This is a genomic window from Bacillus sp. SORGH_AS_0510 (assembly GCF_030818775.1).
In the GTDB taxonomy this organism is placed as follows: domain Bacteria; phylum Bacillota; class Bacilli; order Bacillales; family Cytobacillaceae; genus Neobacillus.
This window is the reverse complement of sequence record NZ_JAUTAU010000001.1, coordinates 3,441,534-3,455,548: the sequence shown is the minus strand read 5'-3', so window position 1 is coordinate 3,455,548 and position 14,015 is coordinate 3,441,534. Positions and strand designations below refer to the sequence as shown.

General features: G+C 38.5%; 13 protein-coding genes. All 13 read left to right on the top strand.

Annotation, left to right across the window (positions count from 1 at the left end; translation table 11 throughout):
• Positions 1-6: 6 nt before the first annotated feature.
• The gene (locus QE429_RS17665) at positions 7-957 is read left to right on the top strand and encodes an ABC transporter permease (protein ID WP_373463269.1); all 951 of its coding nucleotides are present in this window, start codon (positions 7-9) and stop codon (positions 955-957) included.
• 186 nt (positions 958-1,143) lie between these two features.
• Positions 1,144-2,424, top strand: a complete 1,281-nt coding sequence (gene yfmF, locus QE429_RS17660) for an EF-P 5-aminopentanol modification-associated protein YfmF (protein ID WP_307288821.1) — start codon at positions 1,144-1,146, stop codon at positions 2,422-2,424.
• Positions 2,424-3,716 carry an EF-P 5-aminopentanol modification-associated protein YfmH gene (yfmH, locus tag QE429_RS17655; protein ID WP_307288819.1) on the top strand — a complete coding sequence of 431 codons (1,293 nt, stop codon included), beginning with the start codon at positions 2,424-2,426 and terminating at the stop codon, positions 3,714-3,716. Before yfmF ends, yfmH begins: the two co-directional genes overlap by 1 nt.
• Before the next feature lie 69 nt (positions 3,717-3,785).
• The gene (gene ymfI / locus QE429_RS17650; protein WP_307288818.1) at positions 3,786-4,508 is read left to right on the top strand and encodes an elongation factor P 5-aminopentanone reductase; all 723 of its coding nucleotides are present in this window, start codon (positions 3,786-3,788) and stop codon (positions 4,506-4,508) included.
• Between the two features lie 80 nt (positions 4,509-4,588).
• The gene (locus QE429_RS17645; protein ID WP_307288816.1) at positions 4,589-4,846 is read left to right on the top strand and encodes a DUF3243 domain-containing protein; all 258 of its coding nucleotides are present in this window, start codon (positions 4,589-4,591) and stop codon (positions 4,844-4,846) included.
• Between the two features lie 174 nt (positions 4,847-5,020).
• On the top strand, positions 5,021-5,812 hold the full coding sequence (locus tag QE429_RS17640) for a DUF3388 domain-containing protein (RefSeq protein WP_307290875.1): 792 nt from the start codon (positions 5,021-5,023) through the stop codon (positions 5,810-5,812).
• 75 nt (positions 5,813-5,887) lie between these two features.
• Entirely contained in the window at positions 5,888-6,739 is an 852-nt protein-coding gene (locus QE429_RS17635; RefSeq protein ID WP_307288814.1) for a helix-turn-helix domain-containing protein, read from the top strand.
• A gap of 50 nt (positions 6,740-6,789) precedes the next feature.
• Positions 6,790-7,374: a CDP-diacylglycerol--glycerol-3-phosphate 3-phosphatidyltransferase gene (pgsA, locus tag QE429_RS17630; RefSeq protein ID WP_307288813.1), complete on the top strand. Its 585-nt coding sequence runs from the start codon at positions 6,790-6,792 to the stop codon at positions 7,372-7,374.
• Between the two features lie 31 nt (positions 7,375-7,405).
• Positions 7,406-8,662 carry a competence/damage-inducible protein A gene (locus QE429_RS17625; protein WP_307288811.1) on the top strand — a complete coding sequence of 419 codons (1,257 nt, stop codon included), beginning with the start codon at positions 7,406-7,408 and terminating at the stop codon, positions 8,660-8,662.
• Positions 8,663-9,259: 597 nt separating this feature from the next.
• The gene (gene recA / locus QE429_RS17620) at positions 9,260-10,303 is read left to right on the top strand and encodes a recombinase RecA (protein ID WP_307288809.1); all 1,044 of its coding nucleotides are present in this window, start codon (positions 9,260-9,262) and stop codon (positions 10,301-10,303) included.
• 312 nt (positions 10,304-10,615) lie between these two features.
• On the top strand, positions 10,616-12,175 hold the full coding sequence (rny, locus tag QE429_RS17615; protein ID WP_307288807.1) for a ribonuclease Y: 1,560 nt from the start codon (positions 10,616-10,618) through the stop codon (positions 12,173-12,175).
• Between the two features lie 112 nt (positions 12,176-12,287).
• A complete protein-coding gene (locus QE429_RS17610; protein ID WP_307288805.1) occupies positions 12,288-13,085 on the top strand; it encodes a TIGR00282 family metallophosphoesterase in 798 nt (265 codons plus the stop codon).
• Between the two features lie 199 nt (positions 13,086-13,284).
• A complete protein-coding gene (gene spoVS / locus QE429_RS17605) occupies positions 13,285-13,545 on the top strand; it encodes a stage V sporulation protein SpoVS (protein WP_003211281.1) in 261 nt (86 codons plus the stop codon).
• Positions 13,546-14,015: the final 470 nt, after the last annotated feature.

Sequence of the window (14,015 nt, the reverse complement as noted above, 5' to 3'; positions counted from 1 at the left end):
AGTTTAATGGAAATCTTAATGATTGTTGTTCCTTCCACGCTATTATGGGCGGCTCCACTTGTCTTCACTGCTTTAGGCGGTATTTTCTCGGAACGTTCCGGGGTAGTAAATATTGGACTAGAAGGTTTAATGGTAATTGGGGCGTTTTCATCAATCGTCTTCAACCTATCTGTATATGATACTCTAGGCAATGCTACACCTTGGGTTGCTTTGTTAGTGGCTATGGCTGCTGGCGCGGTATTCTCACTATTACACGCGGTTGCATCTATTACTTTCCGTGCAGACCATACAGTATCTGGTGTTGCAATTAACTTATTAGCAACGGGAGTTACACTGTTCCTTGTAAAATTGATCTTTGATAAAGGTGAAACAGGTATTATCACTAAGAACTTTCATAAAATAGATATTCCTGTATTAAAAGATATTCCTGTAATTGGAAAAATCTTTTTCCAGGACACCTATTGGACATCTTTCCTAGCAATTATCGTTGCGATCATTGTTTGGTATATCGTATTTAAAACACCATTTGGTCTTCGTTTACGTTCAGTTGGTGAACACCCAATGGCGGCTGACACAATGGGTATTAATGTTACGAAAATGCGTTATTTAGGTGTTATTATTTCTGGAGCGCTTGGTGGACTTGGTGGAGCAGTATATGCTCAATCTATCGCCAACAACTTCAGCCATTCAACAATTAGTGGTCAAGGTTTCATGGCGTTAGCAGCAATGATCTTTGGTAAGTGGCATCCACTAGGTGCACTTGGAGCTGCAATCTTCTTTGGTTTTGCTCAAAGTATCAGTATTATTGGATCAAGCTTACCATTCTTAAAGGATATTCCAAGCGTCTACCTGTTAATTGCACCATATGTATTAACTATCTTAGCTCTAACTGGATTCATCGGTCGTGCCGATGCACCAAAAGCAGTTGGTACACACTACATCAAAGGAAGCCGTTAATAAGACATATAAAGAACTCTCAGTTTAACTGGGAGTTCTTTTTTTCTTGCAATAGTCCGATTTACTTGTATAAAACAAGCTTGTCAAATTATAGTAATAAGTATAGGTTTTATTACAAAGGAAAAGATATAAAGAAAAATGTTTACATATTGTTATAGAAGACCCTTTACTATAAGGAGGATGAAAATGGACGCTACTGCAGAAAAAATTACAGAAATGCAAGGGTATAAACTTCATGTCATTCAGACTGAAAAATATAAAACGAATACCTTTGTGTGGAAGATGAAAGCACCATTAACAAAGGAAGATGTAACGAAAAGAGCACTTCTTCCACAAGTATTACAAAGTAGTTCAGCTAAATACGCTTCTACCACTGCACTTCGTTCTTACCTAGATGAACTATATGGAGCTACTCTATTTGTGGATTTATCAAAAAAAGGTGAATATCATGTCATAAGTTTTTCCCTTGAGATTGCGAATGAAAAATTTCTAAGTGATTCGAGCCCGTTATTAAAGAAAGGTTTTGAATTATTAGCAGAAATCTTAACCAATCCAAACGTTTCTGGACATGCTTTTGATAAAGAAACCGTAGAAAAGGAAAAGCGAGCCCTCAAGCAGCGAATTCAATCTGTATTTGATGATAAAATGCGCTATTCCAATGTTCGGCTATTACAAGAAATGTGTAAAGATGAGCCCTATGCCTTAGAAGTAAATGGTGATGCTGCCGAAGTTGATGCCATAACACCCCAGAACCTTTTTGACTACTTCCAAAGGGCCTTCTTAGAGGATGAAATGGATTTGTACGTGATTGGTGACGTAACGGAAGACGACGTCAAGAAGCTTGCATCTGATTTACTTCAATTCGAAAGCCGTACACCCAAAACAGTAGAGCAACAAAAGGTGAACAAACGCTCTGAGGTCAATGAGGTAAAAGAACAGCAGGATGTTAAACAAGGTAAACTCAATATCGGATATCGCACAAATATTGTATACGGTGATCCTGATTATTTTGCTCTTCAAGTGTTTAATGGAATTTTCGGGGGATTTTCGCACTCAAAACTATTCATTAATGTGCGTGAAAAGGCAAGTCTGGCTTACTACGCTGCCAGCCGTTTAGAAAGCCACAAAGGGCTAATGATGGTCATGTCAGGAATTGATTTGAAAAATTTTGATCAAGCAGTAGGAATTATCAACGAACAAATGGAAGCAATGAAAAAAGGAGATTTTACTGACCAAGAATTAGAACAAACAAAAGCAGTAATAAAAAATCAGATTCTTGAAACAATTGATACATCCAGGGGACTTACGGAAATTCTTTACCATAACGTTGTGGCACATACTGAAATTCCATTGGATACCTGGATGAATGCAATGGAAAAAACAACAAAAGAAGAAATAATTGCGGTTGCCCAAAAAATCGATCTAGATACCATTTATTTCTTAACCGGAATGGAGGCGGGCAAATAATGGAGAAGATTAATTTTGACCAGCTTCAGGAAGAACTGTACCATGAAAAGATGTCTAATGGCTTAAACGTCTATATATTACCGAAGAAGGGCTTTAATAAAACGTACGCCACTTTTACGACCAAATATGGTTCAGTTGATAATACCTTTATTCCATTAGGAAAAGATGAATACGTAAAAGTACCAGATGGAATCGCGCATTTTTTAGAGCATAAGCTTTTTGAAAAAGAAGATGGAGATGTGTTTCAGCAATTTAGTCGTCAAGGTGCTTCGGCCAATGCGTTTACTTCTTTTACTAGAACTGCTTATTTATTTTCTAGTACTTCGGATGTTGAAAAGAATCTAGAGACACTGATTGATTTTGTGCAGGAACCATATTTTTCCGAGAAAACGGTTGAAAAAGAAAAAGGAATTATTGGGCAAGAAATTACGATGTACGATGATAATCCGGATTGGCGGCTATATTTTGGATTAATTCAAAACCTTTATAAAAATCATCCGGTAAAAATTGATATTGCGGGAACAATCGAATCGATTTCTCATATAACAAAAGATTGGTTATACGAGTGTTATAATACGTTTTATCATCCAAGTAATATGCTATTGTTTATTGTTGGACCGGTGGATCCTGAAAAAATTATGAATCAAGTACGGGAAAACCAAGGGAAAAAAGATTATAAAGAACAGCCAGAAATAAAACGTAAATTTGAGGACGAACCTGTAGAAGCCGCTGAAAAGAAACAAGTCCTTGAGATGAACGTTCAAACGTCAAAATCATTAGTTGGTATTAAGGCACTCCATGTTGACCAATCGGGAGAGGAAATGCTGAAGAATGAATTGACGATGAATGTACTGCTGGATTTGTTGTTTGGAAAAAGCTCAGAGAATTATAATCAGCTATACAGCGAGGGATTAATTGATGAGACCTTTTCCTTCGATTACACTCAAGAACAAGGTTTTGGTTTTGCTATGGTGGGTGGAGATACGACTGAGCCCGACCAATTGGCTGAAAAGCTTCAAAAAATGCTTCTAGACGCAAAGCAGAACAGCACATTGACGGAGGAGCAATTAGAAAGAGCAAAGAAGAAAAAAATTGGTTCATTCTTGCGTGCAGTAAATTCACCAGAGTATATTGCCAACCAATTTACCAGATATGCATTTAACGAAATGAATTTATTTGATGTTGTTCCAACACTGGAAAAGATTACATTGCAGGATGTCCAATCATTAGCAAATGAGGTCATCTCAGAAGAAAGATTCTCAGTTTGCCAAGTAATTCCAAAGAAAAAATAAGGAAGGAGCGTCGCTTACCCGGCGCTTTTTCCGTGTTTATTGTTTATCTAAAAGAGAGAGTGATTTGAAATGAAAAAATATGCACTCATAACGGGAGCAAGCGGAGGAATTGGACAAGCGGTTGCCTGCAAATTAGCAGCAGATGGCTATCACCTGTATTTGCATTACAATCAAAATGCCGATTCGATACAAGGGCTATTGAAGAAGCTAGAGCCATTTGGCGGTGAATATATTCCTATTCAAGCTGATTTATCACAACCAACTGGTTATAAGACAATCTCCTCGCAAATCTTTACTTTAGATGCCATGATTCATTGTGGTGGGAATAGCCATTATGGCCTTCTTATGGATTTGCAACTAGAAGAGGCAGAAGCACTAATGAATGTACATGTTCTAAATCCGATGATGTTAACTAAGGATCTGTTACCGAAATTTTTTCAACAAGAATCCGGCAACATCATTATGATTACATCTATTTGGGGACAAACCGGGGCTTCGTGTGAGGTAGCGTACTCAGCAGCAAAAGGTGCGCAAATTGCTTTTGTAAAAGCCCTTAGTAAAGAGGTAGCTCTTAACGGAATTCGAGTGAACGCTATCGCACCGGGAGCAGTAGCTACCCCTATGATGGAAGAATTCGATGAGGAAGAAATAATGCAGTTATGTCAGGAAATCCCCATGGGGAGGTTGGGACTCCCGGAAGAAATAGCAGGGACAGTTTCATTTTTGTTGTCAAATGATGCCTCCTATATGACGGGGCAAATACTTTCTGTTAATGGCGGCTGGTACACATAAAAATTCACAAGTTATTCATGTATAGGACACACCTCTTTTTCGCAAAATAACCTTGTACTATTAATAAGGAGGTATATGTCATGTCAGTATTAGATAACTGGAAACAGTGGGAAGACTTTTTAGCTGATCGTCTTCATCATGCACAAAATGAAGGTATGAGTGAAGGAGCAGTCAGTAATTTAGCGTTCCAAATTGGTGATTATTTATCAAAGCAAGTGGAACCGAAAAATGAGCAAGAAAAAATGCTTGCTGACTTATGGTCAGTTGCTGACAAAGATGAGCAACAGGCAATAGCTAATATGATGGTAAAGCTTGTTCAAAATAACGGTAGCCGTTAGAAGAGAGGAGAGTACTCCTCTCTTTTTTTGTTGAAATTAAAATTTTTCCACTAATACATATAAAAAGGGCATTATCTTTGTTTTTTCTTTCATCTTCACTCAAAATCATTTATTATAAGGTGTAGATGATTAGTTGTGAAAAAAATGTCGAAACTTCTTATTAGGGGGTTTTTTATTATGAAAAAAGAATGGTATTTAGAATATGAGATTCAAAAAAACCGCCCTGGCCTTTTGGGGGATATCTCATCTTTACTGGGAATGCTTGCAATTAATATCGTAACTATTAATGGCGTGGATGAAGGGAGACGAGGCCTCCTTATTCTTGCAAAAGATGATGACCAAATTAAACGACTTGAGTCAATTTTACATACAATGGACACAATAAAAGTGATAAAACTAAGAGAACCAAAACTTAGAGACCGATTAGCCGTCCGACATGGTCGTTATATTCAAAGAGACGCAGACGATAAAAAAACCTTCCGCTTTGTAAGAGATGAGCTTGGATTATTAGTTGATTTTATGGCAGAATTGTTTAAGCAGGAAGGACACAAGTTGATTGGAATTAGGGGTATGCCGCGAGTGGGAAAAACAGAGTCACTTGTAGCAGCAAGTGTTTGTGCAAATAAACGCTGGTTATTTGTCTCATCTACTCTTTTAAAACAAACGATCCGAAACCAGCTTATTGAGGATGAATACAATGAAAACAATTTATTCATTCTTGATGGAATTGTTTCAACTAGACGAGCAAATGAACGTCACTGGCAGCTTGTCCGTGAAATCATGCGCTTGCCTTCTGTAAAAGTGATTGAGCATCCGGATATTTTCGTCCAGAATTCTGAGTATACGCTTGATGATTTTGATTATATCATCGAACTTAGAAATGATGCAGAAGAAGAGATTACATACGACGTTGTTGACCAACACAATATGTTCTCCGGATCTGATTTTGGAGATTTTGATTTTTAGTAAATTGGAAGGTGTTATGAGTTGACTGAACTAGGGAATCGACTAAAAGAAGCTCGATTAGCCAAAGGATTAAGCTTGGATGATTTACAATCCATGACAAAAATTCAAAAGCGTTATTTAATTGGTATAGAAGAAGGAAATTATGCTAGCATGCCCGGGAATTTTTATGTCCGTGCATTTATTAAGCAATATTCCGAAGCGCTTGGTCTCAATCCTGATGAAATATTTGAGACATATAAGAATGAAATTCCAGCTTCATACAACGACGATTTACCTCAACAATTGTCGCGGGTAAAGACCCATAAAACGCTTAATGATGGAAATTCAAAGATTTTGAATTTGCTTCCTAAAATTCTTATTGGGGTTTTTGTTATAGGGCTGGCCAGCCTCATTTATGTGTTGGTATCTAACCATGCTAAAAATGATTCAAATGAATCACTTAGTAGAGATAATGAGCAAATTAAATACGTAAAGTCTGAGAATCTCGAAAAAGCAAAAGAAGACGAGAAGAAAGATGAGAAGGCGAAACAGGAAGAATCGACTACTAAAAAGGAAGAGGAAGAAAAAGCACCTGAAGTAGAAACACCTTCCCAAGAATTAAAAGTCTTACAAAGTGCTGGTCATGATTCAACTTATGAGTTGAAAAATGCGGATAAATTTGTCGTGAAGTTGGTTGCTAAAGGTGGAGCTGCCTGGGTTAGTGTGAAAAACGGGAAACAGAAATCATTTTTCTCGGGTACGCTATCGACAACTAATGGTTCTTCAGAACAAACAGTAGATTTATCAGCAGAAAGTATGGCGGTCATTAGAGTTGGTAATGCGGCTAATACGGAGATTTATGTGAATGACCAAAAGCTTGAATACGCCATTCCAGCGACAGCAAATGTTCAGAACATCAAGATACAATATGTTCTGAAAAGCGAATAGTCATCAATTGATGACTATTTTCTCTTTCAATAACTATGCGGAGGAAAATTATGAACATTCCAAACAGAATTACAATATCGAGAATATTATTAATTCCTTTATTCTTGATTATTATGCTTGCGCCTTTTGACTGGGGTCACATGAGTTTATTCGGAGCAGAAATGCCAGTAACACATTTTGTAGGAGCACTAATCTTCATTCTTGCTTCTACGACCGATTGGGTGGATGGCTATTATGCCCGTAAATATAACATGGTAACAAACATGGGGAAATTTCTTGACCCATTAGCTGATAAATTACTAGTCTCAGCTGCTCTCATTGTACTTGTTGAACTGAATGGTGTGTATGCACCTTCTTGGATTGTTATCATCATTATCAGTAGAGAATTTGCAGTAACTGGTCTTCGTCTACTATTAGCAGGTGAAGGTGAAGTAGTGGCAGCGAATATGCTGGGTAAAATTAAAACATGGGCACAAATCATCGCCATTTCAACGATTCTTTTACATAATACTATTTTTACAATGGTCTCATTTAGATTTGATGTGGTCTCTTTATGGGTAGCACTTATTTTTACCATTTGGTCTGGCTGGGATTATTTTGCGAAAAACAGTCACGTCCTAAAGAATTCAAAGTAGATAAGATTCTGATAGAAATGAGGGCGAGAGGATGTTAAATGCAGAAATTATAGCTGTGGGTTCCGAGCTGTTGCTTGGCCAAATTGTAAATACCAATGCCCGCTTTTTATCGCAGCAGTTGGCGGGACTAGGCATTAATGTTTTCTATCATACAGTTGTCGGGGACAACCCTGACAGACTAAAAGCAGCGATTGAAATTGCTGAAAATCGTTCTAGTATTATCATCTTTACTGGTGGCTTAGGACCAACAAAGGATGATTTAACGAAGGAAACTATTGCTCGTCACTTGGGTAAGAAATTAGTTATGGATGAAGCAGCGCTGGAATCTATTGAGCTTTACTTTAAGCGGGCAAACCGTGTGATGACAGAAAACAATCGCAAGCAGGCACTTATCTTAGAAGGATCTCATATTCTTCCGAATAATCATGGAATGGCACCTGGTATGGTAGTGAGCGGTGAAAATCATACGTATATGCTTTTACCTGGGCCACCAAAGGAAATGGAGCCGATGTTTCTTCAGTATGGGGCTTCTGCTCTCTCATCTAAAGCACAGTCAAATGAGAAAATAGTTTCAAGAGTATTGCGGTTTTTCGGTATCGGCGAAGCGGCATTGGAAACAGAAATTATGGATTTAATAGATGCTCAGAGTAATCCTACGATTGCACCACTTGCTGGAGACGGCGAGGTTACATTACGATTGACTGCAAAGCATACGAATGAGGAAATCGCTATTTCTCTCCTTGATGAAGTAGAGGCTAAGATTTCTCAACGTGTAGGTGAGTTTCTGTATGGATATGATCAAACTTCTTTATTGGCTGAGCTCACAAAACTATTGAAAGATAAGAAACTGACTATAACTGCTGCTGAGAGCTTAACAGGTGGTATGTTCCAACAGGGCTTAACGTCAATCTCAGGGGCGAGCTCAGTGTTTAATGGTGGGGTTGTTTGTTATTCTAATGAAGTTAAACAACAGGTTCTGCAAGTGAACCAAGAGACGCTAGAAAAGCATGGTGCTGTAAGTGAACAATGCGCGTATGAGTTGGCTGAAAATGTTGCAAGGATTTTTTGTACTGATATTGGTATCAGCTTTACGGGTGTTGCAGGTCCTGATGAGGTTGAAGGAAAGCCAGTTGGTACCGTTTATGTAGGTATTGCGGTGAAGGGAATGCCAACGATGGTAGAAAAGCTGACGCTGAGCGGAACAAGAGAAGCCATTCGTAATCGTGCAGTAAAATACGGTAGTTATTTTTTAGTGAGAAATTTAAAAGAGTCACAGAATACTAAATAGTGTTCTGTGACTTTTTTGTTTAAAGTATGCTTAATCTAGTCTATACGACTGTAAGGAACGCATGACGTTTGAGTTGATTAGGTAGAAGTAGTCTACGTTTATATGGCAGAGGGAAAAAAAGGGGAAGCGTGCACGTAGAAGCAGTCTACGAGCCCGAGGAGAGCGGAAAAAGGGGAAAAGGTCGCGTAGAAGTGGTCTACGAGCCCGAGGAGAGCGGAAAAAAGAGGGAAAGGTCGCGTAGAAGTGGTCTACGAGCCCGAGGAGAGGGGAAAAAAGGGGAAAAGGTCGCGTAGGCCCAGTCTATGAACCCGAGCAGAGAAAAAGATAGAATAACCCGTCATATAGAATAATCACCAATAAATTACTCTCAAAAAAAATTTCTGACAATTAACCAAAACTCCATAATATAGCTGAGATTTATACCATTTTATACAAAAATCAGGGGGATACAACCTTTATTCCTAAAATACTACAGGGATAAAGCACGAATAAATGTTCGACTTTTTACTCGACAAAACACTAAAAAGAAGGTATATTATTTATAGGTTTTAAATTGATAGATTAAGCATGTGTTCATATATAAGGGAGGAAAAATTCGTGAGCGATCGTAAAGCCGCATTAGAAATGGCGTTAAAACAAATTGAAAAGCAATTTGGTAAAGGTTCCATCATGAAGATGGGAGAGAAAACTGATACAAGGATTCTTACGAGTCCGAGTGGGTCATTAGCACTTGATGCAGCACTTGGAGTAGGTGGATATCCAAGAGGTCGTATAATTGAAGTATATGGCCCTGAGAGTTCAGGTAAAACAACTGTTGCGTTGCATGCAATTGCAGAAGTACAAGCAAAAGGTGGACAAGCAGCGTTTATTGACGCTGAGCATGCCTTAGACCCAGCATATGCACAAAAATTGGGTGTTAATATTGATGAGTTATTGTTATCGCAGCCTGATACAGGTGAACAAGCACTTGAAATCGCGGAGGCACTTGTTCGAAGCGGTGCAATTGATATTCTTGTAGTTGACTCAGTAGCCGCATTAGTACCAAAGGCTGAAATTGAAGGTGAAATGGGAGATTCTCACGTTGGTTTACAAGCTCGTTTGATGTCTCAAGCACTACGAAAACTATCTGGTTCCATTAACAAATCAAAGACAATCGCTATTTTTATCAACCAAATTCGTGAAAAAATTGGAATTATGTTTGGTAATCCCGAGACGACACCAGGTGGGCGCGCATTAAAATTCTATTCCACTGTCCGTATCGAAGTACGTCGTGCAGAGGCGTTAAAGCAGGGTAATGATATCGTTGGTAATAAGACAAAGATAAAGATCGTTAAGAATAAAGTTGCTCCTCCTTTCCGTACGGCAGAAGTAGACATTATGTATGGAGAAGGTATTTCTAAAGAAGGCGAAATCATCGATTTAGGCTCCGAACTAGATATCGTTCAGAAGAGCGGTTCATGGTATTCCTATAATGATGAAAGACTAGGTCAGGGCCGCGAAAATGCTAAGCTTTTCTTAAAAGAAAACCCAGAAGTCCGTCTTGAAATTCAACAAAAAATCCGTGAGCACTTCGGCTTAGATGGAGAAAAGTTTGTGACGGAAGTAGAAGAAGAAGAGGAATTTAATTTACTAGATAATTAATAGAGCAAAGCCCCTTTGGGTTTTGCTTTTTTGACAATATTTGTATTTTTATGTAATTAAACAAATAATAATTCAATTGGTACACTTTTTTTAAGTTATAGCGATGCCAAATTCAAAATATTTAAAAAAGCCGAGTGGACTAAGCCTTGACAATGAATATGCACACCTTTACAATTAACATGTATATTTTACATTTTTGGTAATATTACAATTTGAAAAGCCTTGGTGCTTGCTGTATGTTGAGTCTAAACAATGTACATGCCGACACTTAAAAAATGTAACAAAAAGTTCATAGCAAGAGGAGGTGTAACGATGGACCTAATTACTATCATCTCCATTTTGCTTGGCCTTATCGTCGGTGCCGTTGTTGGCTATTTTGTTCATAAATCCATTGCTGAAGCAAAAGTAGCTGGTGCAAGAAATGCTGCTGAGCAGATTCTTGAAGATGCGAAACGTGATGCTGATTCAATGAAAAAGGAAGCTTTGCTAGAAGCAAAGGATGAAATTCACAAGCTTCGATCAGAAGCAGAACGTGAGGTTCGTGAACGAAGAAATGAAATGCAAAAACAAGAAAACCGTTTACTGCAAAGAGAAGAGAATTTAGATCGAAAAGAGGAAACGTTAAATAAGCGTGAAAATCTTTTAGAAAAGAAGGATGATTCTCTAAACCAAAGACAACAGCATATTGAAGAGATGGAAAGCAAAGTGGACGAGTTGGTAAGAACACAACAAACTGAACTCGAACGGATTTCGAGCTTAACACGTGAGGAAGCTAAATCCATCATTATTGACAAAATGGAACAGGAACTGGTCTATGATACTGCAATAATGATTAAGGAAAGCGAAAATCGTGCAAAAGAGGAAGCAGATAAGAAAGCGAAGGAAATTCTTTCGTTAGCAATCCAACGTTGCGCTGCTGACCATGTTGCGGAAACGACTGTATCAGTCGTTAACCTTCCAAATGATGAAATGAAGGGCCGAATTATTGGCCGTGAAGGACGAAATATCCGTACACTTGAAACATTAACGGGAATTGATTTGATTATTGACGATACTCCTGAAGCTGTTATTCTATCAGGTTTTGATCCTATTCGTAGGGAGACTGCCCGCTTAGCACTAGAAAAATTAGTACAAGACGGTCGAATCCATCCTGCACGAATTGAGGAAATGGTAGAAAAATCTCGTCGCGAAGTGGATGAGTATATTCGTGAAGTTGGTGAACAAACTACATTTGAAGTAGGTGTTCATGGACTACACCCAGATCTTATTAAAATTCTTGGTCGCTTAAAATTCCGTACTAGCTACGGTCAAAATGTACTGAAACACTCAATGGAAGTTGCACAGCTTTCTGGTTTACTTGCTGCCGAGCTTGGACAGGATGAAATCCTAGCCCGCCGTGCAGGATTACTTCACGATATCGGGAAAGCAATTGACCATGAAGTGGAAGGCAGCCACGTAGAAATTGGGGTTGAACTGGCAACCAAGTACAAAGAACATCCAGTTGTAATTAACAGTATTGCGTCACACCATGGTGATACAGAGCCAACATCTATTATCGCGGTTCTAGTTGCCGCTGCAGATGCATTGTCTGCTGCGAGACCTGGTGCCCGTAGTGAAACTCTTGAAAACTATATCCGCCGCCTTGAGAAGTTAGAGGAAATTTCCGAATCCTATGAGGGAGTGGAAAAATCCTTTGCAATACAAGCTGGACGTGAAGTTCGTATTATTGTAAGACCTGATGCAGTTGATGATCTTGCTGCCCATCGATTAGCACGAGATATTCGTAAGCGAATTGAAGAAGAGTTAGATTATCCTGGACATATTAAAGTTACAGTTATTCGTGAAACACGAGCTGTAGAATATGCAAAATAAAGCGGTGCACTTGCACCGCTTTTTATTATTACTAATAACCAGAGATTAATTTTCCAATGGTTGTGATACAATTGAAACAAAAAACTAATACATATTGTCGAAAGGAAACAGAATGAATATACTTTTTATCGGTGATGTCGTCGGCTCTCCAGGTCGGGACATGGTTAAAGAATATTTGCCCAAACTCAAAGAGAAATATCGCCCGAACTTTACCATAATCAATGGGGAGAATGCTGCAGGAGGTAAGGGTATTACGGAAAAGATTTATCGGGAATTTTTAGGCCATGGAGCTCAAGCAATAACGCTTGGAAACCATGCTTGGGATAACCGAGAAATCTTTGAATTTATTGGGTCTGCTAAAAACATGGTGAGACCAGCGAATTTCCCGGAAGGAACTCCGGGGCAAGGAATGGCTTTCTTTAAATTAAATGATATAGAGATAGCAGTTATTAATTTGCAAGGCCGTACCTTTATGGCTCCCTTGGATTGCCCTTTTAAAAAAGCGGATGAATTAGTTGAAAAAGCAAGGGAAAGAACACCATTTATTTTTGTTGATTTTCATGCGGAAGTGACAAGTGAAAAACAGGCCATGGGTTGGTACCTTGATGGAAGAGTGTCCGCCGTTGTAGGAACCCATACACACGTCCAGACAGCTGACAGCAGGGTTTTACCAGGAGGAACGGGGTATTTATCAGATGTGGGCATGACAGGTCCATATGACGGCATATTAGGTGTTGAAAGAGATGCTGTGCTAAAGAGATTCCTAACCAGTCTTCCAGTCCGTTTTGAGGTTCCAACAACCGGGAGGAACCAGTTAAGCGCGGTTTATATTGAACTTGATCGTAAAACAGGATTCACGAAAAAAATGACTCCAATCCTTATTAACGATGACCACCCGTTTTATTCGTAAGAGCAAATGACATTTTTGCTCTTTTTTTATGCCATTATCGTGGTAATTTCTAAGTCTAAATCAGCCCAATTCTCAATTTTTTTGTCCAAGCCGGAATATGTCTAATGCGGGCCGAATATAGTAGCAGTGGAATGTTATAACCTGATTTGTACATGAAACTGCTCATGCGGGATCGGGATTTCTTAAGGAGGAGCTAGGAATGGAAATATTAAAAGTTTCAGCAAAATCTAATCCTAATTCTGTAGCTGGTGCACTTGCCGGAGTTCTGCGTGAAAGAGGTGCAGCAGAAATACAGGCCATTGGTGCGGGTGCATTGAATCAAGCCGTAAAGGCAGTAGCAATTGCACGAGGATTTGTAGCACCTAGCGGAGTTGATTTAATCTGTATCCCTGCGTTTACTGATATTTTAATTGATGGGGAAGAACGGACAGCAATCAAACTAATCGTTGAACCACGGTAAAAAAAAGACGAACCGGGGGTCAAACAGAAGGACTTTTTAACTTTTCCTGCTTGTAAAATGCAAGCGGGTTTTTTTATGTGTTTATCCCCGCAAGTTACAATTTTTTTAATATGAAAATATTATTCTGATATAGAGGAAAAAAATTGAAAATATATTAGGTATACAAGGATGTAAGAGATAAAATAGCATAAAAGCAAGCGTTTTCAGTTGAGTTTCATCTATTCTTTGCGTTAATGTAACAAAGCGAATTTCAAATAATAAAAAAATATTCATATTTTAGACAATATTTCGTGTGAAAGGGTTGCATTTTTTAGTCCATAGGTCTAGAATTGTAAGCGTTTAGTACATATCCTCGATTCTATTTTTTAGTCTTTTAAAGTTTAAAAGGGGCTAACTTCTAGTTAATTAATGGGAAAAGTGCTACACTTAGTATGTTTAATTAACTTATTTTTTACATATCCAAAGGGGTG